This is a genomic window from Marinobacter sp., from assembly GCF_041687235.1.
Taxonomy (GTDB): domain Bacteria; phylum Pseudomonadota; class Gammaproteobacteria; order Pseudomonadales; family Oleiphilaceae; genus Marinobacter.
This window is the reverse complement of record NZ_JAWLCH010000001.1, coordinates 168,909-192,033: the sequence shown is the minus strand read 5'-3', so window position 1 is coordinate 192,033 and position 23,125 is coordinate 168,909. Positions and strand designations below refer to the sequence as shown.

Annotated in this window: 21 protein-coding genes; 11 read left to right on the top strand and 10 right to left on the bottom strand. The window is 58.1% G+C overall.

Features of this window, described 5'->3' with window-relative positions; translation table 11 throughout:
* Nucleotides 1-64 precede the first annotated feature (64 nt).
* Nucleotides 65-1,213, top strand: coding sequence for an ABC transporter substrate-binding protein (locus ACESMK_RS00840; protein WP_372994322.1), 1,149 nt, complete (start codon nt 65-67; stop codon nt 1,211-1,213).
* Here the strand turns inward: ACESMK_RS00840 and ACESMK_RS00835 are convergent.
* Together ACESMK_RS00835 and ACESMK_RS00830 are read right to left on the bottom strand one after the other, a co-directional pair.
* Nucleotides 1,199-1,867 carry a transglutaminase-like domain-containing protein gene (locus ACESMK_RS00835; RefSeq protein ID WP_372994320.1) on the bottom strand — a complete coding sequence of 223 codons (669 nt, stop codon included), beginning with the start codon at nt 1,865-1,867 and terminating at the stop codon, nt 1,199-1,201. The two genes, ACESMK_RS00840 and ACESMK_RS00835, sit on opposite strands and share 15 nt — an antisense overlap.
* A 116-nt stretch (nt 1,868-1,983) precedes the next feature.
* Entirely contained in the window at nt 1,984-2,712 is a 729-nt protein-coding gene (locus ACESMK_RS00830; protein WP_372994318.1) for a TrmH family RNA methyltransferase, read from the bottom strand.
* Between the two features lie 156 nt (nt 2,713-2,868).
* Here ACESMK_RS00830 and rlmE point away from each other — a divergent pair, with 156 nt between their 5' ends.
* Nucleotides 2,869-3,489: a 23S rRNA (uridine(2552)-2'-O)-methyltransferase RlmE gene (gene rlmE, locus ACESMK_RS00825; protein ID WP_372994316.1), complete on the top strand. Its 621-nt coding sequence runs from the start codon at nt 2,869-2,871 to the stop codon at nt 3,487-3,489.
* On the opposite strand, the gene ACESMK_RS00820 is transcribed toward rlmE, so the two are convergent.
* Nucleotides 3,479-4,525, bottom strand: coding sequence for a histone deacetylase family protein (locus ACESMK_RS00820; protein ID WP_372994314.1), 1,047 nt, complete (start codon nt 4,523-4,525; stop codon nt 3,479-3,481). The two genes, rlmE and ACESMK_RS00820, sit on opposite strands and share 11 nt — an antisense overlap.
* 162 nt (nt 4,526-4,687) lie before the next feature.
* Between ACESMK_RS00820 and ACESMK_RS00815 the strand changes: the two genes are divergently transcribed.
* Entirely contained in the window at nt 4,688-5,236 is a 549-nt protein-coding gene (locus tag ACESMK_RS00815; RefSeq protein ID WP_372994312.1) for a YgjV family protein, read from the top strand.
* 10 nt (nt 5,237-5,246) lie between these two features.
* Here ACESMK_RS00815 and ACESMK_RS00810 read toward each other — a convergent pair whose 3' ends face one another.
* Entirely contained in the window at nt 5,247-6,116 is an 870-nt protein-coding gene (locus tag ACESMK_RS00810; RefSeq protein ID WP_372994310.1) for a carbohydrate kinase family protein, read from the bottom strand.
* A 211-nt stretch (nt 6,117-6,327) separates the two neighbouring features.
* Between ACESMK_RS00810 and ACESMK_RS00805 the strand changes: the two genes are divergently transcribed.
* From ACESMK_RS00805 to ACESMK_RS00795, 3 genes are all read left to right on the top strand, one after another.
* Nucleotides 6,328-7,854 carry a flavin-containing monooxygenase gene (locus tag ACESMK_RS00805; RefSeq protein WP_372994308.1) on the top strand — a complete coding sequence of 509 codons (1,527 nt, stop codon included), beginning with the start codon at nt 6,328-6,330 and terminating at the stop codon, nt 7,852-7,854.
* A 114-nt stretch (nt 7,855-7,968) separates the two neighbouring features.
* Nucleotides 7,969-8,889: a lysophospholipid acyltransferase family protein gene (locus tag ACESMK_RS00800; protein ID WP_372994306.1), complete on the top strand. Its 921-nt coding sequence runs from the start codon at nt 7,969-7,971 to the stop codon at nt 8,887-8,889.
* A 69-nt stretch (nt 8,890-8,958) separates the two neighbouring features.
* Complete coding sequence (locus ACESMK_RS00795) at nt 8,959-9,414, top strand: DUF302 domain-containing protein (RefSeq protein ID WP_372994304.1); 456 nt, start codon at nt 8,959-8,961, stop codon at nt 9,412-9,414.
* Between the two features lie 38 nt (nt 9,415-9,452).
* Here the strand turns inward: ACESMK_RS00795 and ACESMK_RS00790 are convergent, their stop codons facing one another.
* Nucleotides 9,453-10,268, bottom strand: a complete 816-nt coding sequence (locus ACESMK_RS00790) for a prolipoprotein diacylglyceryl transferase family protein (RefSeq protein ID WP_372994302.1) — start codon at nt 10,266-10,268, stop codon at nt 9,453-9,455.
* Between the two features lie 320 nt (nt 10,269-10,588).
* Here ACESMK_RS00790 and ACESMK_RS00785 point away from each other — a divergent pair, with 320 nt between their 5' ends.
* Nucleotides 10,589-11,911, top strand: coding sequence for a DEAD/DEAH box helicase (locus ACESMK_RS00785; protein WP_372994300.1), 1,323 nt, complete (start codon nt 10,589-10,591; stop codon nt 11,909-11,911).
* A 128-nt stretch (nt 11,912-12,039) separates the two neighbouring features.
* Nucleotides 12,040-12,516: a JDVT-CTERM system glutamic-type intramembrane protease MrtJ gene (mrtJ, locus tag ACESMK_RS00780; RefSeq protein WP_372994298.1), complete on the top strand. Its 477-nt coding sequence runs from the start codon at nt 12,040-12,042 to the stop codon at nt 12,514-12,516.
* Nucleotides 12,517-12,573: 57 nt separating this feature from the next.
* Here mrtJ and ACESMK_RS00775 read toward each other — a convergent pair whose 3' ends face one another.
* Nucleotides 12,574-14,799, bottom strand: coding sequence for a choice-of-anchor O protein (locus ACESMK_RS00775; RefSeq protein WP_372994296.1), 2,226 nt, complete (start codon nt 14,797-14,799; stop codon nt 12,574-12,576).
* Nucleotides 14,800-14,998: 199 nt separating this feature from the next.
* Between ACESMK_RS00775 and ACESMK_RS00770 the strand changes: the two genes are divergently transcribed.
* Nucleotides 14,999-16,867: a hypothetical protein gene (locus ACESMK_RS00770; protein WP_372994294.1), complete on the top strand. Its 1,869-nt coding sequence runs from the start codon at nt 14,999-15,001 to the stop codon at nt 16,865-16,867.
* 137 nt (nt 16,868-17,004) lie between these two features.
* Here ACESMK_RS00770 and ACESMK_RS00765 read toward each other — a convergent pair whose 3' ends face one another.
* Together ACESMK_RS00765 and ACESMK_RS00760 are read right to left on the bottom strand one after the other, a co-directional pair.
* Nucleotides 17,005-17,727, bottom strand: coding sequence for an OmpW/AlkL family protein (locus ACESMK_RS00765; RefSeq protein WP_372994292.1), 723 nt, complete (start codon nt 17,725-17,727; stop codon nt 17,005-17,007).
* 167 nt (nt 17,728-17,894) lie between these two features.
* On the bottom strand, nt 17,895-18,365 hold the full coding sequence (locus ACESMK_RS00760) for a winged helix-turn-helix transcriptional regulator (RefSeq protein ID WP_372994290.1): 471 nt from the start codon (nt 18,363-18,365) through the stop codon (nt 17,895-17,897).
* Between the two features lie 89 nt (nt 18,366-18,454).
* On the opposite strand from ACESMK_RS00760, the gene ACESMK_RS00755 reads away from it, so the two are divergent.
* Together ACESMK_RS00755 and bamE are read left to right on the top strand one after the other, a co-directional pair.
* Complete coding sequence (locus ACESMK_RS00755) at nt 18,455-19,567, top strand: NADH:flavin oxidoreductase (protein ID WP_372994288.1); 1,113 nt, start codon at nt 18,455-18,457, stop codon at nt 19,565-19,567.
* Nucleotides 19,568-19,706: 139 nt separating this feature from the next.
* Nucleotides 19,707-20,018 (top strand): outer membrane protein assembly factor BamE, encoded by a 312-nt coding sequence (gene bamE, locus ACESMK_RS00750; protein ID WP_372994286.1) that lies wholly within the window; start codon nt 19,707-19,709, stop codon nt 20,016-20,018.
* Nucleotides 20,019-20,068: 50 nt separating this feature from the next.
* Here bamE and pntB read toward each other — a convergent pair whose 3' ends face one another.
* Nucleotides 20,069-21,460 (bottom strand): Re/Si-specific NAD(P)(+) transhydrogenase subunit beta, encoded by a 1,392-nt coding sequence (pntB, locus tag ACESMK_RS00745; RefSeq protein ID WP_372994284.1) that lies wholly within the window; start codon nt 21,458-21,460, stop codon nt 20,069-20,071.
* Between the two features lie 12 nt (nt 21,461-21,472).
* Nucleotides 21,473-23,050 (bottom strand): Re/Si-specific NAD(P)(+) transhydrogenase subunit alpha, encoded by a 1,578-nt coding sequence (locus tag ACESMK_RS00740; RefSeq protein WP_372994282.1) that lies wholly within the window; start codon nt 23,048-23,050, stop codon nt 21,473-21,475.
* Nucleotides 23,051-23,125 lie beyond the last annotated feature (75 nt).

Genomic DNA, 23,125 nt, shown 5'->3' with positions numbered 1-23,125 from the left:
CCGGTAGCTTAGGGCTCACAAAAAAAGCCAACGCTGCCAGATCATCCAGAGGGTGAATCGTCACATGAAGTCCTGTCCATCCCTTTTGCTGATCAGTTTCCTGCTTCTGTTCTCGGGTCCTTTGGCCCAGGCCAGCCCGCGCCCCAGTGTTGTTTTCCTGTCTCCGGATGACTCCCGGTTCTGGCAACTGGTGGCCGGTTTCATGGCGGCGGTGGCGGAGGATCTCGAGGTTGACCTGGAGGTTCAATACGATCGGGAGAGTCATCGTTTCAGCTATCTTCGCATGGCAAAAGACGTGCTGAGCCGTGAAGAAAAGCCGGACTACCTGCTGTCCATGTGCAAGGAACATGTGACCGAGTCCATGCTCAGGCTCGCGGATCGGGCAGGCGTAAAGGCGTTTACCTTCAATACCGATGTGCCTGACGACGCCCGGGCCAGCATCGGTATGCCCCGAACCGTCTTGCCGGGCTGGCTGGGCCATCTTTCTCCGGACAATATTGCCGCCGGCCGTGCCCTGGTAACGCTGCTGGGCAAACAGGCCGAACAATTGGGGCTCGCCTCCGAGCCCAGCATTCCCATGGTGGCCCTTTCGGGAACACAGGATTCCTCTGCCGCCAAGGACAGGAACCGGGGTTTGCTGGCGGCTGCCGTGCAGCAGCGCAGCGAGCTGCTGCAATTGGTGTCTGCCAATTGGAGCCGTACGCTGGCCCGTGAAAAAACAGAAATCCTGCTGAAACGCTATCCGAATACTGTCTCCATCTGGAGCGCGAGCGATGGCATGGCACTGGGCGCCATTGAAGCCGCCCGAAATGCCGGCCGGGTTCCTGGGGAAGATCTGTTGGTAGGCGGCATAGACTGGCAACCAGAGGCGCTGGAAAAAATCCGGAAGGGGGATTTGCTGGTCAGCCTGGGCCGACATTTCATGGGCGGTGGACTTGCATTGCTCCTGCTGCATGACTATCACCATGGCCGGGATTTCGGTGATATGTCACCGGACTATGTTTTCCGCTACGAGCTGGAACCTGCAACGCGGGACAATGTTGACCAGATGCGGCGTATTGTGGACCCGGAGAATTGGAACGCTGTTGATTTCCAGCGGTTCAGCCGCGTCGGCGAAATGGGGACTGCGGAGCAAGTACCTAACCCCGATGCCCTGTTGGATGCAATGACGGCGGCGCTGCTTGATTCGGAGGAGGCTCTAGGGTCTCGATAGGTCCTGCACCAGGCTCCCTTCGGGCGTTTCCGGTTCCTCCTCTGCGGTAAAGAGATGGCCGTAGGCTGCCCGTACACCAGAGACAATGAATTCGTGGGGCACGTCGTCGAACAGGCCATGGTCGTTCACATACTCCATATGCGCCTGGCCGTCCTCGGTGTACTCCTGGAATATGGAATCGTGCACGCCATCGAATTCCAGCGGCTCCACCTTCATCAGCTCGCACAGTTGCCGGTTGAACGCCGGCGTCGCCTTGACCCATTGCCCGTTCAGGTACAGCTCGATAAACCCGTGCATCCGGAAAATGTCCGACTTTAGCCATTCGATCAGTTTCGGGCTTGAGAGATGATTGCGCACATCGGCAAGGCCCAGTCGGCTGGGCACGCCAATGGATCGCGCGGCCGCGCCCAGAAGAACCGCCTTCGGGATGCAGTAGGTTTCGCCGCTCTCAAGTGCGTAACTGGCACTGAACGTGTTGGCCTCGGTCCGGAACACATAGGGGTTGTAGCTGATGCTGTCACGAACGGCGAGATAGAGCGCCTTGATCTGTTCCACCGGCTCATCAGGAACACCTTCCAGCTGTGACTCAATCCAGGCCTTCAGCCGGGGATGGTCATAATCGAAAAAGGCAGTGGGCTGGAGATAGCGTTCCATAGTGACAAGTCCGGTCTCGGGATCAGCCTCTGATCGTCGCCAATTCATGGCTGACAGGCAATAGCGGTATCCGCCAGAACGATTGCCGAAAGTGCTCATTGGATAGGGTTTGCAGTTTACTGGTCTCGCATTAATTCGTAGGTGCACATGTTAACCGCCGAGGCCAGGTTCAGGGATTCGATCTGGCCCTGACCGTGGATGCTGTATGGCGTTGCCTGAAGCTGGTCGAGGGCCTCCCGCGGCACACCCCGGGCCTCGTTACCGAAGAGATAACAGTCGTGCTGGCGGAAGGCCTGTGATGCCATCGAACCGCCATGGAGGTCGAGGCAGGCAAGGCTCTGGTATCGGTCGGAAAGGCTGGTCAGATCAACGTCGGTCTCGAGAGCGACGTGAAAGAGCGCGCCCATGCTGGCACGCACCACCTTCGGATTGAAGGGATCCACACTGCCCGGGCTCAACAGGCACCGGAAACCGCCGAACCAGGCGAGGGTGCGCAGTATCGTGCCCAGGTTGCCGGGGTCCTGAACCTCGTGCAGATAAATGGCTTTCTCCCCGGGCACCGGCTCAGCCGGGCGCTCCGGCATGGGCACTACCGCCAGAATCCCCTGGGGTGTCCGGGTGTCGGCGAGTTGTGCCATCTGGCGATCGCTGATGGCATGAGTCCTGAACGGGCTTTGCCAGTGCTCATAGGCGCTGGTGACGTAAAGCTCCGAGGCTTTCAGCGCAGGTTGGCGGGCGGCGGCTTTCTGCAGCTCAAGGATCAGGTGCTCGCCCTCAACGAGGTAGTGGCCAGACGACTGCCGGTACTTTTTCTGGTGCAGCTTTTTGATGTCGGCCAGATTCACGAGGGCGGTCTCCCGTTGGGTGGGCTTGGTCGGTTCTGAAAAATCACCGAATGCTGGCGGGATTGTACGTGTGGCCGGCCCGGTTGTCAGGATTTTGCCGCCGCCCGGCGCGGCACGTACAATGAGAGCCTGGCTTTCCCGTTTTGAAGAGACCCCATGGCCCGATCCAAAAGCAGTAACCGCTGGCTTGAAGAGCACGTAAACGACCCTTTCGTGAAACAGGCGCAGGTGGATGGCTACCGCTCACGTGCCAGTTACAAGCTTCTTGAAATCAACAAGAAGGATCGGCTGATCCATCCCAATATGGTGGTGGTGGATCTGGGTTCCGCTCCCGGTGGCTGGTCTCAGGTTGCGGCCAGACTGGTGGGCCACAAGGGCCGTGTCATTGCCTCTGACATTCTGCCCATGGATGCCATTGCCGGCGTGGATTTTATACAGGGTGATTTCACCGAAAATGATGTGTTCGAGTCGATCATGGCGACCCTGGGTGATGACCCGGTAGACGTGGTGATTTCCGACATGGCGCCGAACATCAGCGGCGTGACCGTTGCCGACCAGGCCGCCTCCATGTACCTGGTGGAACTGGCCCTGGACATGGCAAGCCAGGTACTCAAGCCCAAAGGCAGCTTCCTGGCCAAGGTGTTTCAGGGCGAAGGGTACGACGAGTATCTGAAGTCGGTACGCGCCGTCTTCGACAAGGTTGTGGTGCGCAAGCCGGACTCCTCCCGCTCCCGCTCCCGGGAAGTCTACATCCTCGGCAAGGGCTTCAAGGGCTGATTCCGTCTGCAGCCCTGTCGAACCCCTGCATGACGTTGACCGCATTGACTCCGATGGCGTCGACGTCGTAACCGCCTTCCATGGTAAAGACCGTTGGTAGTCCAAGCCGGGCCAGACGCTGGCCCAGGGTCAGGTAGTCGCCGGAGGTCAGTTTGAAAAACGAAATCGGGTCTTCTTCGAAGGTATCGACACCCAGGGCAACCACCAGGGCGTCCGGCTGGAATGCCTGGATCCGCTCGCAGGCCGTTTCCAGCCCCTGGCTCCAGACGCTGTAAGGCGTGTTGGGCGGGTAGACCATATTCAGGTTGTAGCCTTCGCCAGCGCCCTCGCCGGTCTCATCTTCAAAGCCGAGAAAATGCGGGAACACCAGGTCTGGATCCCCATGCAGGCTGATGGTCAGTACGTCGTTGCGATCGTAGAAAATCGCCTGGGTGCCGTTGCCGTGGTGGAAGTCCACATCCAGCACGGCGACCCTTGCATACCCCTGGTCACGAAAGGCCTGGGCCACGATGGCGGCATTGTTGAAGAAACAGTAACCGCCGAACAGGTCGGCGTGGGCATGATGTCCGGGCGGGCGGCACAGGCCGAAGGCGGCGCGCTCGCCTTCGGCCACCAGTTTCTGGGCGGTCAGGGCCACATTGGCGGATGCCCGCGCGGCTTCCCAGGTGCCGTCTGAAATCGAGGTCTCCGCAGCAAAGCTGTAGTAGCCCAGCCGGCCGTCGATGTCCCTTGGCAGCCGGTGTCGCATGCCGCGACCGGCCCAGACCGCCGGGATGGCTTCCCCAGGTTTGCCGGCCGCCAGCCATTCCTGCCAGCAGGTTTCCAGGAAAGCGACGTAGTCGGCCGTATGCACCCGTTTGACGGGCCCAAGGCCAAATTCCTCAGGCTCCAGAATCTCCCCAAGCGCCTGATCCTTCACCCGTGCCAGGATCGTTTCGGCACGGGAAGGCTTCTCGTGGGGCTCGATCAGCAGTCCGCCGTCCAGTTCGGTTTTGACATGTCGGCGGCTGTGCAGGGGGGAGAATACGGTTTTCATGGTCGGGGAAAAGTCCTTGCTCAAAGAGGCGAATCACTTTGGCACACGGCACTGTGTGGCTCAATAACTGCGTGGCTCACTAACAGCAATTGTGTCAGGCTGATGCCTTTTCCGGAGAGAAGGGATTACCGTGATGGCGCCAAAAGGGTACACCACTGAACAATGACTGAATTTATCACGGACATGACCCTCGCCCAGGGGCTGGGCCAGCTTTGTGGCCTGGTGGCCCTTGGGTTCTGCGTTGCCGGTTTCGCCAATAAGAACGACGACCGGCTAATGGTGCTGCTGATCTCGGCCAACGTCGCTTTCGCCCTGATGTTTGCGTTCTTCGAGAGCTGGACGGCATCCGCGCTGACAGTTCTTGTCATTGTTCGCATTAGCCTGGCCCGAAAATACCAGGGCAACTGGCCCATCATGTTGGGGATGCTGGCGGTCAATCTGGTGGTCGCCTGGGCGACCTGGAAATCGATCACCGACGTGTTTCCGCTCGCCGCGGCGGTTTTCGGCACCGTGGGCATGTTCATGCTTCGGGGTATTCCCCTGCGGATCGTTCTGGGACTGGCAGCGCTGGCCTGGATGCTCAACAACATCGTTATTGGCTCGGTGGGTGGTACCCTGGCCGAGGGCATGGTGCTGGTCACCAACATCGTCACCATCATCCGGCTCTATCGGCTGCAGAAGAAATACCCCGATTTTACCCCGGGTAGTTGACCCCCGGGGTTCAGACAAGCCGCTGCGGATTCAGGTCCGGAGAGGCCAGTTCCCGAGAGGTGACACACAGCGCCCCGGCAATGGCCCCGGCCCTCAGACAGTCGGTCAGTTCTGCACCCTGCAGGTAGCGGTGCAGGAAACCGCTGAAAAAGGCATCGCCGGCGCCGTTGGTATCGATCACGCCGGAGACTGAGACCACTGGCTGCTCCAGCCACCGCCCGTCGCTGGTCAGCAGTGTCGCCCCGTCGGAGCCGTGGGTGCATACCACGAACTCCTTGCCGCGATGGATCAGCCTTTCCATGGTGGCGCGGTAGTCCTGAAGATTGTCGCTGGACAGGAAGATTGCCCGGGCGGCTTCGATGAAGGGCTCATGGTAGGGGTTGTGCCCATCGTAATCGTGCAGATCGGTCCAGATGGGTGTGTCTGCAGCTTTCAGCCACGGAAGGGCAGATCGGGTGTAACCGAGGATGTTCACCACCGCCAATGAGCACTCTGCCAGCGCCTGTTGCGCCTGCGTCCAGTCGACGTATGCAGGCTCCGGGGGTGGCTGGATGAACAGCGAAATGCGCTTGCCGTCCGGGGACATCAGGTTGACATGCTGTTCGGTCGGGGTGGCGGTCTTTTCGGTCAGAAGGCGGATCTTTGGGTGGCGGAGTGCTGCCTGAATCTGCTGGCCTTCCGGATCCCTGCCCAGCAGCGTGTGAAAGACCACCGGTTGCCCGAGGGCAGCCAGATTCAGGCTTTTGCCGGCGCCGGTGCTGCCGGGGGCCCGGTAGCTTTCGGTAGGCCAGAGGGTCTGGGGCTCCGGTGTCGGCAGTTGTGGCAGATGAATGATGGTGTCCAGTGAGGCGCCGCCAAGAATAAGGATCGGTTTTGTCATGGTAGTCTCGTCCACAGTCCGGAAGAAAAGTCATTGTAAGCAGGGTTTCGATTCTGCAGATCCTCCCTCTGGCTACGCCCCCGGTTAACGACTGACTGAAACAACCGGGGGCCGGGACCACTTTGGCCAATTCCCGAGCAGCCCGGCCTGAGCTATCTTGATTCCAGACCTTTGATTATAAAAAGCGGACTGGAATCCGAGAGGACGGGCAATGAGTAACCAGCATTTCGATGTACTGATCATCGGCGCCGGCGTTTCCGGCATTGGCATGGCGTGTCACCTGAAGCGTGAGTGCCCCGGTAAGTCATTTGCCATCCTTGAGCGCCGGCAGTCCCTGGGCGGCACCTGGGACCTGTTCCGTTACCCGGGTATCCGCTCGGATTCCGACATGTTCACCTTCGGCTACAATTTCCGCCCCTGGACCGGCGGCAAGGTGCTGGCGGATGGTGCGTCGATCAAGAACTATGTGGCGGAGACCGCGAAGGAACACGACGTTGAGCGCCACATTCGCTTTGGCCTCGCGGTCAAGACAGCGGACTGGTCGGGCGTCGAGAAATGCTGGAAGCTCACGGCCCTGAATGAGGCAACTGGCGAAACCGAGCACTACACCGCCGGCTTCATGGTCGGGTGTACTGGCTACTACAATTATGACCAGGGCTACAAACCGGACTTCCCGGGCGAGAGTGATTTCCGTGGCCAGCTTGCACATCCGCAGCACTGGCCGGAGGGTCTCGACTATACGGGCAAGAAGGTGGTGGTCATTGGCAGCGGCGCAACTGCGATCACTTTGGTGCCGACCATGGCGGAGAAGGCCTCGCATGTCACCATGCTCCAGCGCTCACCCACTTACCTGATGCCGTTGCCCTCCACCGACAAGGTGACGCTGGCCCTGCAAAAAATATTGCCCGAGAAAACGGCCTATCGGCTGACCCGGGCGCGGAACATTTCCATTTCCCGTTTTCTTTACCAGCGCTCCAGAAAGAGCCCGAACTTCATGCGCCGGCTGTTCCTGGGCATTATCAAACGGCAGGTTGGCGACAACGCCGACATGCGGCACTTCACCCCGGATTACAATCCGTGGGACCAACGCCTGTGCGTGGTGAAGGACGGTGACCTTTTCCAGGCGATGAAAGCGGGCAAGGCGTCCATTGCCACCGATCATATCGACCGTTTCACCGAAACCGGCATCCGCCTGAAATCCGGCCAGGAGCTGGAGGCTGACATCATCATTCCGGCAACCGGCCTGGACATCCAGATGTTGGGTGGCATCCGGCCGACCGTGGATGGCGAGGAAGTGGTGATGAAAGACAAGATCATCTACAAGAACGTGATGGTGGAGGGTGTTCCCAACGCCGGAATGATCTTCGGCTACACCAACATTTCCTGGACCCTGAAGGTGGATATTGCCGCCGAATATCTGTGCCGGCTTATGAACCTGATGGACAAGCGGGGTTACCGAACGGTGGTGGCCCGGGACGCCGAGAACAGTCGCGGTGACGATACCATTCTCGGTTCCCTCAATGCCGGTTACATTAATCGCGCGGCTGATCGTTTGCCCCGTCAGGGCACCCACGGCCCCTGGAAATCGTCGCAGAACTACCTGGAAGATGTGAAAATCCTGCGTTTTGAGCCGATTGAAGACGGTTACCTGGAATTCGACGGCAAGCGAACCCACGCCAGCGCCAGCAACTCCGGCGGCTTCTTCAAGCCCCTGCGCTCAGCCCTGTTCGGGGCCTGATCATTCAGAGGCGGAACTGGTCGCGTCCCTGTAGTTGCGGATCTCAACTATCCAGCTGGCAGAGAATGTGTCAGGCTGGCCGACTGCATCCTCGTTACCACAGGCGACCGTTGTATGGCGTCCAATAGAAAAAGTAGAAAACGCGCTCTCTGGCATCCCGCTTTCTGGGGGGCCTGGGCTCTGGTCTTCCTGCTCTGGCTTTTGTCGTTCCTGCCCATGGGGCTGAAGCAGCGCTTTGGTCGATGGCTGGGCAGGCTGCTTTCCAGAAAAATGCGCTCCCGTGCCAGGGTTGCCGACGCCAATCTCACCGCCTGCATGCCGGAACTGGATGAAGCAACCCGTCGCCAACTGGTTGAGGACGCCTTCGTGGCTTCCGCGCGGGGTGTTCTTGAGAGCGTTCATGCCTGGTGGCGGAACATGACACCCTATTGCGAGAGTGCGTCGGTATATGGCACTGAGCACCTTGAAGAAGCAAAACGACGCGGCAAGGGGGTGCTGCTGATCGGTGGGCACTACAGTATTTTCGATTTTGCACTGCCCTTGATTGCCTGCAAGCTCGAGAAGCCGGGTTACATGTATCGCCCCAACAACAACCCGGTGATCGACCGTATGATCGAACGCGGCCGCCGACGCCATTTTGGTATCCGGCCCTTCACCAAGCGTCAGATCAGACCCATGTTGTCGTTCCTCAAAGAAGGGGGGCAGGTCTGGTTCGCCTGTGATCAGGATTTCGGCAATAAGTCGGAGGTGTTTGTACCCTTTTTCGGAGTCAGTGCCGGTTGTATTACGTCGCCGAGCTACATTGCCCGGGAATCCGGCGCCGCCGTTATCTGCGTGAGTCACCTGCGAATGCCCGATGGCAGCTACCGGGTAGTGTTCTCTCCGATTCAGGAATCCTTCGGCGAACATCCGGAACAGGACGCCAAAGTCTGGAACCGATTTATTGAAGCCACCGTTCGTGAGCAACCCGATCAGTACCTCTGGCTGCACAAGCGTTTCAAAAGCAGGCCAGAGGGTGCGGCAACGATCTACTGAAGCGTTTGCATGCGTAACGCCCGCAGCTGTTCTATCCTGAAACCTTCAGCAAATGCTTGGGAGGATACTATGCGCTGCATTTTCAGACTGGTTCTCGTGGCATCAACCCTGTTGTTCGCCACGCTCACTCATGCCGCAGATGGATTGGTCGCGGTCAAAAGCAGTCATGATGTCAAAGCCACGGCGGATAAACTCGAGTCTGTGCTGGAGGAGAAGGGCATGACGGTCATGGCCCGCGTGAATCATCAGCAGGGCGCAGAAAAAGCCGGGCTGGAATTGCGTCCGACCGAAGTGGTTATTTTCGGTAACCCCAAAGTTGGCACGCCACTGATGCAGTGCGCCCAGAGTGTGGCCATTGATCTGCCCCAGAAAGCCCTGATCTGGGAGGATGCCAACGGGGATGTATGGCTGGGATACAACGACCCGCAATACCTGAAGGACCGCCATGGCATTGAAGGATGCGATGAAGTGCTCGGAAAGGTGAGCGGCGCATTGGGGAAGTTTGCCAAAGCGGCAACCGAATAGACAAGCGCCACGCAGTTATCCGAGACATCGAGGCTGGTTTACTCGTCGCGCGTCCGGATCTTTTCCAGACCCCTGGCCAGGGTTGCCCGTGACAGTTCGCCCATGTGGGAGTCGATTAATTCGCCCTGGGCGTTATAGAAAAGTGTGGTTGGCAAGCCGTTGCTGCCCACGGCCCTGGCCAGCTGAGCCTGGTCGTCCTGGTAAAGGTTGCCAAGGTTCAGGCGGTTTTCCTCAAGAAAGGAACGGATGGTCTCAGGCTGTTCCCGTTGGTTGGCAAAAACAAACGCGACGTCCGGATAGATATGCTGGGCCTCCTCCAGGACCGGCATCTCTCGGATGCAGGGTGGGCACCAGGTCGCCCAGAGGTTCACCACCAGGGGTTTGCCCGGAGCCAACTGGTCCATGTTGACCAATTCGCCATTGAGCGAACGAAGCGCTACTTCCGGCATGCCGCGGGCCTGCTGTTCGATCAATGTGATGGTGCCTGCTGTCGCTGCCCAGAACAGGGCGCCCGTCAACGCAGCGGTGGCCAGCGGTTTCCGTTGCGCTTTTCTGCGCCACAGCAGGAAACCGGTAAAGACGATGGCGCCGCTGATTCCCCAGAGCACATCAAAACCGCCGTCCCGGATATCAATGATGCCCAGAAGGTCATTCCGGTAATGCTCGAAGTAGCTGATTACAAAACCAATCCGGGCGGATAGCATGGCAACCACGAAGATATCGGCTACCGAGCCGGCCACGGATACCCGGTATTTGCGGCCCAGCAATCCTCCGACCAGCAGGGCCAGAGCGAAGGCGATGACCAGAAGCAGGTGGCCGATGGACAGGCTCAATGGGCCGATGCTGACGCTCATTCTCGTAACTCCATTTGTGGTTGCGTTCCGTGAAAGCACTCTGACTTGCGGATGCGCGCGAGGTTCCATCGGATGCTTATTATAATCACCTATGGCTAATTGGCCGGGCCTCTGTTACTGTGCCTGCATCCTGCCTCTAGGGATTCCGCAGTTTAAGGCTATAAGCCCGTGCGACCTTTCCATACGACCTGTCAGAGGACGTCACCCCGATAACGGCGCGTGACTGTAGTCGTCTTTTATTCCATGAATGTTCATGGCGTCTGCCCGCATCCACCGAGAACGGTGTTCGTGGAGGCAGAACAATCAAGAGTTGATCCTATATGAGTTTTTCTTCACTCGGTTTGTCCGAGCAGCTGGTTCGTGCCACGTCTGACCAGGGTTATGAAACCCCGTCTCCCATTCAGTCCCAGGCCATTCCGGCGGTTCTTTCCGGCCGTGATGTTATGGCTGCGGCCCAGACCGGTACCGGCAAAACCGCCGGCTTTACCCTGCCTCTGCTTCAGCGTCTGGGTGAAAACCCGCGCACCGGCAAAGGCCCTCGCGCCCTGATTCTGACGCCTACCCGTGAACTGGCGGCGCAGGTTCATGACAGCGTGAATCTTTACAGCAAATACATTCCCACCAAGGCTGCGGTGGTCTTCGGTGGCGTGAAAATCAATCCGCAGATGATGAAGCTGCGCAAGGGCCTGGACGTGCTGGTGGCAACACCTGGCCGCCTGATGGACCTGTATCAGCAGAACGCTGTGCGCTTCAACGAAGTGGAAATCCTGGTCCTGGACGAAGCCGATCGCATGCTGGACATGGGCTTCATCCGCGACATTCGCAAGATTCTTTCGCTGTTGCCGGCCAAGCGCCAGAACCTGTTGTTCTCCGCCACCTTCTCCAACGAGATCCGGACCCTGGCCGAAGGTCTGCTGGATAACCCGGTTCAGGTTGAAGTGGCGGCTCGAAACACCTCTGCTGAAAATATCAAGCAGTCTGTTTACCCGGTGGATCAGAGCCAGAAAACCGCCTTGCTGAGTAAGCTGGTGCGTGACAACAGCTGGGACCAGGTGCTGGTGTTTACCCGTACCAAGCACGGTGCCAACCGCCTGACCCAGAAGCTGGAGAAGGACGGCATCACGGCCGCCGCCATCCATGGCAACAAGTCCCAGGGCGCCCGTACCCGCGCGCTGGCGGACTTCAAGGCCGGTGAAATTCGTGTGCTGGTGGCAACGGATATCGCCGCCCGTGGTCTGGACATCAAGCAGCTGCCCCAGGTGGTGAACTTCGAGCTGCCCAACGTGCCGGAAGACTATGTGCACCGCATTGGTCGCACAGGCCGTGCCGGTGAAAGTGGTCACGCCCTGTCGCTGGTCAGTGCCGATGAAGGCAAGATGCTGGCGGGCATCGAAAGGCTGATCAAGAAGCAGCTGCCGCGCACGGAAGTGGAAGGCTTTGAGCCGACCAACAACCTGCCGCTGAAGCCCAAGGCCAAGGCCGACCCCAGCCGCGCCCGCAACCGCAATGGTAACGGCGGTGGCAATGGTCGTCCCGGCGGAAAGCCAAAAAGCTTCGGTTCCAGGCCCGGTGGTCGCAGCGGTGGCCGTAGCCAGAATGGCGGCGGCCAGCGGAGTCGTCCGGCTCAGCGCCAGAGTGCCTGAGGCAGGTTAAGACCTTTCAGAAAAGCGGAGCTCAGGCTCCGCTTTTCTGTTGGTGACGCCTGACTTTTTAGCAACCCATGCACTAGTATTCAGGGTCAGAACTCAGGCCGGCCAGGCATTTTCAGCTTATGCATGAATCAACCTCCCTCCGGGCCCAATTGGGCCTGATTGCCCCCAAACGGCTGATGTCGGATTGGCAGTTTCTGCTTGCACTGATGGCGGGCTGTCTGGTGAGTGTTGTGCTCACCGCCTTTTTCGATGGGAGCGGCTGGCAGGACGCGAACCTGTTGGCCATCCTGTCATTGATACTCTGGGCGCCAGTCATCGAAGAACTTGCGTTTCGCGGAGTGGTGCAGGGTTGGCTGTCTGGCAACTCGTGGGGCAAGCGGGGTTTTGCAGGTCTGTCCTGTGCAAACCTGATTGCAGCACTTCTGTTTTCTGCCTGGCATCTTGTCTATCGGGCCGATCTGATCGCCTGGTTGGTGTTCATTCCAGCTCTTGTTTTCGGTTATTTCCGGGACCGGCACGGCTCCCTGGTGCCCTGTGTCATTCTTCATGCTGCCTATAACGCGGCGCTTTTGCCGGGTTGGTACTTCCTGTCCTGACACTAATAAAAAACCCCGGTCTGAATTCAGAGCCGGGGTTTTTTATTGCCGGTTATTTTATGACCGGGCTTTCACTTTCCGGACAGTCAGGCCGCCAATGGCAAGCGCTGTCAGCAGGAACAGGGTCGGGTCAAACGGTGCCCGCGGGTTGTAGCTGCAACCGAGAGTGCCGCCGCCACTGCTGGAGGGAGAAACGCTATCGACCTCATCCGGAACGTCGGTTACTGCTGCTTCACGGTAGAGTGCGTGAGTGCTACCGGAACTATCGTTTTCATTCCAGACAGTGAAAAGCTGATTGCCGGCTGGTGTCATGCGAATCTGGGATTCGAAGTCCTCAACGTCAGCTGCTTCTCCGGCAAACCTTACCACCGGTGATACGTAACTGCCTTTATCCTCGGCACGTGCAGCAAACAGGTCGAGCTCGCTTGCTTCTTCCAGGCTCCATTCAGAGACGTTGGTCTGGGTGCCCCAGGCTACGTAGAACTTGGTCTTGTCCTGGCACTCTTCCAGGTTCGGTGTTTCAGCTGTGCATGCCGGAGTACTTCCGGGAGTTCCAACAAGGCGGGGTTCGCGCACATTGATACCGGTGTCCTCAATATTTGTGAGGTTTTCCGGTGCAGAGTAGGTGCCCGCTACCGCGTCGTAGTGTCTGATGTAGAAGTTGTAGTTCTTGGTGTTGGTGTACAGCAGTTCGGCCAGCACCGGGGTGTAGGTGTAACCGAGGTACAGGTCGTCGCCGCGCAGCAGGCCACGGTGGGCAATTGCATTCTCTTCCACCTTGAAGTTGGTGTCATCAGACAACGTGGAGGTTGCGAGCTCTGCATCGCTGGTCGCTTGGGCCTCCTCGGTGCGGCTGCTCATGTTCAGTGCCGGCTGATTGTTCAACATGATGGCTGACGCATAGTCGGATACGGCGCAGTTGGCATCCACAGCGGGTATCATTTCTGCGGTAGAGAAGCCGTTTCCGCCATCGACCACACCTTTACGCAGCATGATGTCGGAGGGGCCGCCCTGGGTGAACTCACCTTCTTTCCAGAAAATGCCGAGGCGTAAACCACTTTCTGCTCCGGGCTCTCTCTGAGGTACAAAGCGTACCCGACGGGCATTCAGGGTCGGATTACTGATGATGCAGCCGGCAGTTTCGGCTGGAGCCGTGCCTGGATCAGTTTGATCAGTCCAAGTAAAAGGGGTGTTCCAGTCGAACGTGTGATAACGCACAAACTTGCCTTCATCCAGACCGCCTGAGCCCTTGGTTTCTTCGTAGGCGACAATTACTTGAGGAACAGCATCCAAGGATCCTTTCTGAAGCGCGAGGTTGGCTCTTGAAGCGCCAGCAACACCGCTTTCAATGACCACTTCCCCAGAGCCTGAGCCACCATCTTCCAGCGGTCCCAAAAGTACCCCACTATTATCACGAATGGCGTTGTAGTTTCCGGAAGCATTCTGCCCAGTGAAGTTGTCAGTTATTCGAACCGGTTCAGACCACACTTCTACTTCAGTGGTACTGGAGTTCTGATCAGACCAACCAGCCAGAGCATAGCTATACCAGATATCCGTGCCGGAGCTCACGTTGGCTCCTGATGCGCCATCGCCAGGGCCATCAGCTTCACCGAGCTGGAGACCACGAGGATCCTCTTGCCAGGTAACAGACCATTCACCGGTACCCAGACCACGGTTCACATCCTGTTTGGCATCTCTTTCACCAGTTGACAGTCTTGTCGCGGCTGACCACGTTGTTCCATTGTCTGTGCTCGTCACAACATAGGTACAACTGAAAGGAATTTCACGATCATCCAGAGTGAGGTAAGCAACACTCCGCTGCTCGCCGCTATCGCAGAATTTATCGACCCATGAAACAACGATTCGGGAGCCGCTGTTAAAGATATTAGGCTTGTCGGAATCTCCCGCGAAAGGCTTTCGTGTGCCATCACCATTCCAGTCAGTACTGATCGAAGATTGGCTGGCGGTGCCGGAAATATTCACCGGTTCTGACCAGTTCCCCGGTTGACTACAGTCCGCGTCGCAGTAACGTGCGAAAAGATCCCGTGCGGGCCGCTCAGATTGAGCTTTGACGTCGTAGACGGTATTGGCGCTCGGATCAAGATAATCGCCATAAACGGACACCAGTCGTCCATTGGTCATTCTTACCAATTTGGTTTTATTAGCTCCGCCATTGGCGCTCAATTGAACAGTTTCGCCAAAGCTAAGACCGGTTGCTGCCCATGTCGTCAACGGGAAGGCAATCGTCGCTACTACAGCACTAGCCAGTAATTTCTTTTTCATTTGAGGTCCTTCCTTCTGCCTTTCGTTTATTGTTCAGGGACAGCTGGCTCCTGATCACTTTCTGCACTTTACTTATAACCGTGTTTGCAATTTTCGGCTATCTCACCAGAGGTCATGTGATCAAATACTGATCAAGGTCAAATCTTGGATATTCGTTCTGTATCAAATTGAAGGGACAGGGATTTTCAGGAGAGGCACTATGAAGTTTTCGTTAGAGGAGCTCATTACCCTGCGGCGATTTGCCGCAATAAGCGTGCTGTTTTTAACAGCTTGCAGTGACGGAGGTGGGCCCGGGCAAGCTGAGACGAATGATCCTGTTCCGGACGAGGACATCGTTCTGCCCTCTCTGAGTACTCAGATCGAACACTGGAGCCAGACCGGCGTGTTTCTCGCTGCCGCTGACTGCGGTCAGTGCCACACGGCCAGCCAGCCAGGGGACAGTCCCGCAGTCTTGCGCATGCCTGATTTCCAGGTCTCCGAAAACCAACCGTCACCGAGTGGTGAGGACATCAGCCCCTTCTTCGACTGGAAAAGCAGTGTGATGGCCAACGCCTTTACCGATCCCTATTTCCGGGCGAGCATGGCCCATGAAGCTGAAATGTTTCCCCACCTGGCCGGTTTTATCGAGGACAAATGCCTCACCTGCCACAGCCCCATGGCCAGAACCCACGCGCACCAGGCAGGCGTGGGCCTCGATGAAGGGTTTTACCGGGCAGAACAGGCTCTGGTAGATCCCCACGCCCGGGAGGGCATCAGCTGCACCGCCTGTCATCAGATAACGGACAGCGTACTGACGGGTAATGCCTACCCGGATGGTGCGCACTCTGGAGATTACGACATTCGGGCAGCGGACGAGTTGGGTGCGTTTACAATCTTCGGGCCCTACCAGAACCCTCAGGGGCAGGCGATGCAGAATCAGGTGGGATACACGCCCGCGTTCAGTGAACACATGTCGGACTCCCGCCACTGTGCCAGTTGCCACGAGCTGTATACCCCGACCATCGATATCGAGACCGATCAGCCCAACGGCGAGGATTTTCCGGAGCAGACGCCCTACACAGAATGGGTGAACAGTGACTTCGGGCCGGCTGGCTCCAATCCGCAATCCTGTCAGCAGTGCCATATGGCCAGAGAAGAAATCACAGACAGCTTCCTGACTCGCCTTGCAGTAAGGCCCAACGGCACGGTGAATACCAGTTGGCCCGAGCGGCAACCCTACTCGCCCCATGTCATGATTGGTGGCAATACCTGGCTTCTGGAGACCCTGGAACTGTTCCGGGAGGAGCTGGGCCGGGGAGCAATAAACGAGGAGGGTGAGTTTGCGGCAACCGCCGAATTAACCCGGGAATTCCTGAAAACCGCTGCCACTCTCACGGTCTCCGGCGAGGGTATAACAACGGGTGAGTTGGTCTTCGATCTTTCGATTCAGAATGAGAGCGGTCACAAGCTGCCCACCAGCTTCCCGTCCCCCCGGATCTGGGTTGCAACACGGGTGACCGACGCCAAAGGCGCCACCGTGTTTGCCAGTGGGCTTCCGGATGAGACTTTCCGGCTGCCCATGGATGCAGCATTCACCACGGATGCCTGTCTTGCGGTAAAGAAGACTGCCGACTTTGATTCAGCCGCTTGTTACCAGCCGCATATCTCGGAAGTGACTTCTGAAGACGATGTGCCTGTTTACGAGGCCGTTCTGGGCTCAACCACGGGACAGATCACTCATGTTCTGCTTTATGCGGCGAATTCGCTCAAGGATAATCGGATCCCGCCGCGGGGTTTTGATATCGACTCTGTGCCAGAAGATGTGCGCCCGATTGGAATAGGAGACGAAGATACTGATTTCAACGCCGGCAATGGGGGTAGTGACACTATCCAGTACCGGATTCCGGTAACCGGAACCGAGGCGCTGCCTTTGCAGGTGGAAACCACCCTGTATTACCAGACAATCCGGCCCAGCTTTATCGATGGCCTGCATGGTGAGCATGTCTGGATTGATGAGTTCAGGACAGTTGCCAGGCTGAACCCACCGCCGGCCGAGGTGATGGCGGAGCTGAGCTTCCAGATCCAGTAGGAGCTATCGACAGGCTCAGGGATGAGCGGTTTCAAGACTGATTAGCGGGCACAAAAAAGCGGGGCCGGAGAGCCCCGCACAGGAGAACGCACCTTCCGCCAGCCAACAGACCGTGGCGACTGGCGGAGGCACGGAAATCAGAACTTGTAGGAGACGCCTACCATGTAGACCCAGGGGTCGATATCCACGTCGATAGTGCTGGTGTCGAATTTTGAGCCATCTACGTAGGCGTTGATGGTAGCTTCGGTATCAATGTCGGCGTACCAGATAGCGGCGTTTACACCAATGTTTTCGGTGATCATGTAGTCTGCGCCGATTTCAGCGGCCAAGCCGAAGCTGTCATCCAGTTCGATGTCGGTACCGTTGATGCCGGCGCCTGGGGCAAGTGAAGAATAAACGTCAGTCAGGTTTTGGGTGGTCTTCTCCTCAAAGAAGTTGGTGTAGTTTACGCCAACACCCACGTAAGGCTGAAATTTGCTGCCGCTGGGCATCGGAAAATATTGCAGTGTAATGGTCGGCGGCAGGTGCTTGGTTTCAGCCAGTTTGCCAGTGCCACCGAGGGCTGCTCCGTCACCCTTAATATCGTGCTTGAATGGCGTCGCACCGAGAACGCCCAGAGCAATTTGATCAGTGAACATGTAGCTCGCAGTCAGGCCCAGTTGGGTGTTGGAATCAACGCTGACCTGGGCTCCGGGGACTTCACCCAGTGCAGCTGAGTTGAGATTGCTGCTGGAAGAATTCGGGTCAACAGTCACGGCGCCAACACGACCAATGAAATCACCAGCTTCGTACGCCTGAACAGCGGGAGCAGCTGCCATAACCGCTGCAGCCAGAACACCAAGTTTGAATGTACGGGACATATCCATCTCCTTAACCTGAATCGTTGATGACTGCAGATTAATGACATCCGGAAATGGAAACTTGATTTAGCGCAAGAATGCCCGGGCAGTTGGCCGCGTTTGATCAGCGGATTGATGCAACTCAAAAAAATGGACGGTGGTGCGGCGACTGCGGTTATTGCGGATAGTCAGGCCGAGTTCTTTTTTCGGGCTGGCAGGCTTTCTTCCGGCACAAACACGTCGCGAATGGACAGGGCTTTGCCATCGGCGTCCTGGACTTCCACCGTGTGTATCGGGCGACCGGTGGCTCGGTCGCGCAGGTCCAGCGGAGCCTCATCCGGGGCGGGGTTCCATTTATCTCCCCACTGACGAAGCGCGATAACCACCGGGAAAAGATCCCGGCCTTTTTCGGTCAGGCGGTATTCGAAGCGTGATCCGTGTTCGCCCACATCGACCTTGCGCAGAACTTCATTGTCCACCAGCCGCGCCAGGCGGTCGCACAGGATGTTCTTGGCAATACCCAGTTCCTGCTGGAAATCCACAAATCGGCGGGTGCCATACATCGCATGCAGCACAATCAGGAGGGACCACCAGTCACCCACTTCATTGAGGGCGCGGGCGACGGAACAGCTGGAGTCATCGAAACGTTTTCTGGCCATGACCGGAGTGTACCGAATAGGGTTGCATTTTAAAACCAGATTTAATAGGGTTGCTTTACGAAACCAAATTAGTGAGGTTGCACACTATCATGACCATGAATCTTGGCCCGCTTTTCGAACCGTTTGAACTTCACAACCTCAAGCTGCGTAACCGCGTGGCCATGGCCCCGATGACCCGCAACTTCTCGCCCAACGGTGTTCCGGGTGAGGACGTGGTGGCCTACTACCGTCGCCGTGCCGAAGCCGGCGTTGGCCTGGTCATCACCGAGGGCACGACGGTGAACCATCCCGCTGCCAGTGGCTACCCGAACGTACCGGCGTTTCATGGCACCGACGCCCTTGAAGGCTGGAAGAACGTCGTCGACGCCGTGCACGAAGCCGGTGGCACGATTTTCCCGCAGCTTTGGCACGTGGGCGCCGTCAGGAAGGAGGGTACGCCTCCGGATCCCTCTGTTCCCGGTTACAGCCCGTCTGGTCTGTTTGCCCCTGGCAAGCCCAACGGCAAGGCCATGAGCAAAGAGGACATCGAGGACGTGGTCACCGCTTTTGCCGATGCCGCCCAGGATGCCAAAGCTCTCGGTTTTGATGGTGTCGAGATCCACGGTGCCCATGGCTACCTGCTGGACCAGTTCCTGTGGGAAGGCACCAACCAGCGGGACGATGAATACGGCGGCTCTATGGAAAACCGCCTGCGTTTTGTTGTCGAGATTGTTGAGGCGGTGCGCCACCGCGTCGGGCCTGATTTTCCGATCATGCTGCGGTTCTCCCAGTGGAAGCAGCAGGATTACGAAGCCAAACTGGTTAATAACCCTGAGGAACTCGAACGGTTCCTGAAGCCACTGGTGGAAGCCGGTGTGGATATTTTTCACGCCTCCACCCGCCGTTTCTGGGAGCCGGAATTTGAGGGCTCGGACCTGAATCTCGCAGGCTGGACCCAGAAGCTATCCGGCAAGCCGACCATGTCCGTGGGCAGTGTCGGGCTGACCGAAGATTTTATCAGCGGCACCTTTGCCAGCAAGCAGGAAGCCGTTGAGAAAGCCGGAATCGATGAGCTGGTGGAGCGGATGAATAACCACGAGTTCGAGCTGATTGCCGTTGGTCGGGCCCTTCTGCAGGATCCCGAGTGGCTGATCAAGGTAAAAGAAGGCCGCCTGAACGAGGTGGAATCTTTCGCCAAGAAGTCCCTCTCCAAGCTTTATTGATCGCCCCTTCGATCGAAACCTGCCGCAGCGCCTCCGGGCCTGCGGCTTTTTTTGTTTCAGAATCCTGTCGTCTTCGTAATCGTGTCTGAACAGAGACGCGTTATGATGGGTGAAATTCACCCGAATATGAGGGATCCGTATGTCGACGATTGGTTCAATCAAAGCGCTGTCAGTGGCACTGGTCGTGGCGGCCATGGTCGGCTGTGCGACCGTCGGTAAAGACTTCGCCACCCACAATGTGGACCAGATCCAGATTGGGGAAACCACAAGGTCGGATATCCAGGAGATGTTCGGCGAGCCCTGGCGCACCGGGATCGAAGACGGTAAACGCACCTGGACCTATGGCAAGTACAAGTGGTCCGCCTTCGGCGAGGCGGAAACCACCGATCTGGTGGTGCGCTTTAACCAGGACGGAACCGTGTCGTCCTACGTGTATAACACCACCGAATAACTCCGGAAGTAATCAGGCGCGGGGCGACCTTCAGCCCCGCAAGCCTTCCTTTAGCCCCGCAAGCCTCCCACCAGCTTATCAATGCTGTCCTTGGCATCGCCGAACAGCATACGGGCGTTGTCCTTGAAGAACAGTGGATTCTCCACCCCGGAATAACCGGTGGCCATGCCCCTCTTGAGGATAACCACCTGATGGGCCTTCCAGACCTCCAGCACCGGCATGCCGGCAATCGGACTGCCCGGGTCCTCAGCGGCGGCGGGGTTCACCGTATCGTTGGCGCCGATGACCAGCACCACGTCGGTATCCGGGAAGTCGTCGTTGATCTCGTCCATTTCCAGCACGATGTCATAGGGTACGTGGGCCTCGGCCAGCAGCACATTCATGTGACCTGGCAGGCGTCCGGCTACGGGGTGGATGCCAAAACGCACGTTCACGCCCCGGTCCCGCAGTAGTTTGGTCATCTCGCTGACCCCATTCTGGGCCTGGGCGACCGCCATGCCGTAACCGGGCACAATGATCACCGACTGGGCGTTGCGCAGCTCCTCGCAGACATCATCGACACTGGATTCGTGCACCGCCTGGTCGGAATCCGCTGCGGCCGAGCTGCTGGTGGTCTGGCCGAAGCCACCCAGGATCACGCTGATGAATGAACGGTTCATGGCCTTGCACATGATGTAGCTGAGAATGGCACCGCTGCTGCCCACCAGGGCACCAACGACAATCAGCAGGTCATTGCCCAGCATGAAACCGATGGAAGCGGCTGCCCACCCGGAGTAACTGTTAAGCATGGACACCACCACCGGCATGTCGGCGCCGCCGATGGCCATGATCAAGTGAATACCGAGGACCGAGGCAATGGCGGTCATCAGGATCAGGGCAACAATACCCAGGGCCATGCTTTCAGTGCCCAGGAACCAGGCCCCCAGCACGACGCAGACAATGATGGCTGCCAGGTTCATCAGGTGCCGGCCGGGCAGGGTCAGTGCCTTGCTGTCGATCCGGCCGTCGAGCTTGCCACAGGCCACCAGCGATCCGGTGAAGGTCACCGCACCGATGAAGATGCCGACAAACACTTCCACCAGCTTGATAGTGTGCTCAGCTCCGGAGGTGGCGATCAACGGTTCGATATAACCTGAGAAACCCACTAGCACGGCCGCCAGACCCACAAAACTGTGGAGCAGGGCGACCAGTTGCGGCATCTGGGTCATTTCCACCTTGTTGGCGATGGGAATGCCAATGCCGGCACCCAGCAGCACGGCAATAACAATGGCACTGATACCACCGTCGACGCTGGCCAGGGTCGCCCCCACCGCGATGATAATGCCGGCGACGCCGTAGAGATTACCGCGCCGTGCCGATTCCTGGTGGCTGAGGCCGCCCAGGCTGAGAATGAAACAGATACTTGCGACCACGTAGGCCACGCTCACCAGTCCGGTACTCATATCGGGCGCCTCCTACTTGCGGAACATTTTGAGCATGCGGTGGGTGACCCGGAAGCCACCGCCTACGTTGATGCTGGCAATCAGCACCGCGACAAACGCCATGATGCCAACGGCAATATTCTCCGCCTGGGCCAGATGCAGAATGGCGCCGATCACGATGATGCCGCTGATAGCGTTGGTGACGCTCATCAGGGGGGTATGCAGAGAAGGGGTTACGTTCCAGATCACTTGCCAGCCAATAAAACAGGCCAGTACGAACACAGTGAAGTGTTGCAGGAAGCTTTCCGGCGCGTGCGCGCCCACTCCGTAGAGCGCCAGGGCCGTAACCACCAGAAGAACGCTTTTGCCAATCAGGCTGCGACGGTCTGCGTCCTTTTTGGCGGCCGCTTTTGCTTCGGCTGAAGGTTCCTCGGTGCCTGGTGCGGGTTTGGGGCTGACCGGCGATTCCGGTTTTGGGGGTGGCCAGGTGATGTCGTCCCCGTGCACCACCGTCAGACCACGGATGACTTCGTCTTCCATGTTCACCAGCGGCGTGCCGTCTTTCTCGGGTGTCAGCTCGGTGAGCAGATGCACCAGGTTGGTGGCGTACAGATCACTGGCCACCTTGGCCATGCGGCTGGGCAGATCGGTGTAGCCGATCAGGGTGACGCCATGATGATGTGCCACTTTGCCGGGTTCCGTCAGTTCGCAGTTACCACCCCGCTCGGAGGCCAGATCCACGATCACGCTGCCGGGCTTCATGGATTTCACCATGTCCGCGGTGATCAGTTTCGGCGCCGGTTTGCCGGGAATCAGGGCGGTGGTGATGATGATGTCCACCTCTTCCGCCTGCTCTGCGAACAGCGCCATCTCAGCCTTGATGAACTCGTCACTCATCTGCTTGGCGTAACCACCGCTGCCGCTGCCATCCTCGTCATCGAAGTCCAGAACCAGGAACTCGGCCCCCATGCTCTCGACCTGTTCCTTTACTTCGAGACGGGTATCGAAAGCCCGAACGATCGCGCCCATGCTGTTGGCGGCGCCAATGGCTGCCAGGCCAGCAACCCCGGCACCGATGACCATGATTTTCGCCGGTGGCACCTTGCCAGCAGCGGTGACTTGCCCGGTAAAGAAACGCCCGAAGTGGTTCGCCGCCTCGATCACCGCACGGTAGCCGGCGATGTTGGCCATGGCGCTGAGGGCGTCCATCTTCTGGGCGCGGCTGATGCGGGGCAGGCTGTCGATGGCGAAAGACGTGATCTTTCGGGCGGCCAGCTTTTCCAGCAATTCCGGATTCTGGGCCGGCCAGATGTAGCTGACCAGAAACGCCCCTTCCTTCATCAGATCCGCTTCGTGTTTGCCCAGTGCCGGATTCTCCATGGGCGCGCGGACCTTCAGGATAAAATCCGCCTCTTTCCACAGCGAGCTGGTATCCGCTGCGATGGCCGCGCCCACTTTTTCATAGGCGGCATCGGAGTAGTTCGCCGCCTCGCCGGCGCCGCCTTCGACGATGACGTCGTAACCCAGCCCGATTAATTTGTGAACAGAGGGTGGCGTCGCGGCCACTCGCCGCTCGTCCTCGAAGATTTCCCTGGGGATACCGATTTTCATTATTGGTTTGCCTCCGGATTTCCCGATCAATCACTCGTTCTTGTTATCTACATACTAGTGCAGGTTGCCAGATCT

Bases quoted from the DNA above. Each gene is read 5' to 3' on its own strand.
- ACESMK_RS00840 (WP_372994322.1), top strand. From the start codon at position 65: ATGAAGTCCTGTCCATCCCTTTTGCTGATCAGTTTCCTGCTTCTGTTC.
- ACESMK_RS00835 (WP_372994320.1), bottom strand. From the start codon at position 1,867: ATGGAACGCTATCTCCAGCCCACTGCCTTTTTCGATTATGACCATCCC.
- rlmE (WP_372994316.1), top strand. From the start codon at position 2,869: ATGGCCCGATCCAAAAGCAGTAACCGCTGGCTTGAAGAGCACGTAAAC.
- ACESMK_RS00820 (WP_372994314.1), bottom strand. From the start codon at position 4,525: ATGAAAACCGTATTCTCCCCCCTGCACAGCCGCCGACATGTCAAAACC.
- ACESMK_RS00815 (WP_372994312.1), top strand. From the start codon at position 4,688: ATGACTGAATTTATCACGGACATGACCCTCGCCCAGGGGCTGGGCCAG.
- ACESMK_RS00810 (WP_372994310.1), bottom strand. From the start codon at position 6,116: ATGACAAAACCGATCCTTATTCTTGGCGGCGCCTCACTGGACACCATC.
- ACESMK_RS00805 (WP_372994308.1), top strand. From the start codon at position 6,328: ATGAGTAACCAGCATTTCGATGTACTGATCATCGGCGCCGGCGTTTCC.
- ACESMK_RS00800 (WP_372994306.1), top strand. From the start codon at position 7,969: ATGGCGTCCAATAGAAAAAGTAGAAAACGCGCTCTCTGGCATCCCGCT.
- ACESMK_RS00795 (WP_372994304.1), top strand. From the start codon at position 8,959: ATGCGCTGCATTTTCAGACTGGTTCTCGTGGCATCAACCCTGTTGTTC.
- ACESMK_RS00790 (WP_372994302.1), bottom strand. From the start codon at position 10,268: ATGAGCGTCAGCATCGGCCCATTGAGCCTGTCCATCGGCCACCTGCTT.
- ACESMK_RS00785 (WP_372994300.1), top strand. From the start codon at position 10,589: ATGAGTTTTTCTTCACTCGGTTTGTCCGAGCAGCTGGTTCGTGCCACG.
- mrtJ (WP_372994298.1), top strand. From the start codon at position 12,040: ATGCATGAATCAACCTCCCTCCGGGCCCAATTGGGCCTGATTGCCCCC.
- ACESMK_RS00775 (WP_372994296.1), bottom strand. From the start codon at position 14,799: ATGAAAAAGAAATTACTGGCTAGTGCTGTAGTAGCGACGATTGCCTTC.
- ACESMK_RS00770 (WP_372994294.1), top strand. From the start codon at position 14,999: ATGAAGTTTTCGTTAGAGGAGCTCATTACCCTGCGGCGATTTGCCGCA.
- ACESMK_RS00765 (WP_372994292.1), bottom strand. From the start codon at position 17,727: ATGTCCCGTACATTCAAACTTGGTGTTCTGGCTGCAGCGGTTATGGCA.
- ACESMK_RS00760 (WP_372994290.1), bottom strand. From the start codon at position 18,365: ATGGCCAGAAAACGTTTCGATGACTCCAGCTGTTCCGTCGCCCGCGCC.
- ACESMK_RS00755 (WP_372994288.1), top strand. From the start codon at position 18,455: ATGACCATGAATCTTGGCCCGCTTTTCGAACCGTTTGAACTTCACAAC.
- bamE (WP_372994286.1), top strand. From the start codon at position 19,707: ATGTCGACGATTGGTTCAATCAAAGCGCTGTCAGTGGCACTGGTCGTG.
- pntB (WP_372994284.1), bottom strand. From the start codon at position 21,460: ATGAGTACCGGACTGGTGAGCGTGGCCTACGTGGTCGCAAGTATCTGT.
- ACESMK_RS00740 (WP_372994282.1), bottom strand. From the start codon at position 23,050: ATGAAAATCGGTATCCCCAGGGAAATCTTCGAGGACGAGCGGCGAGTG.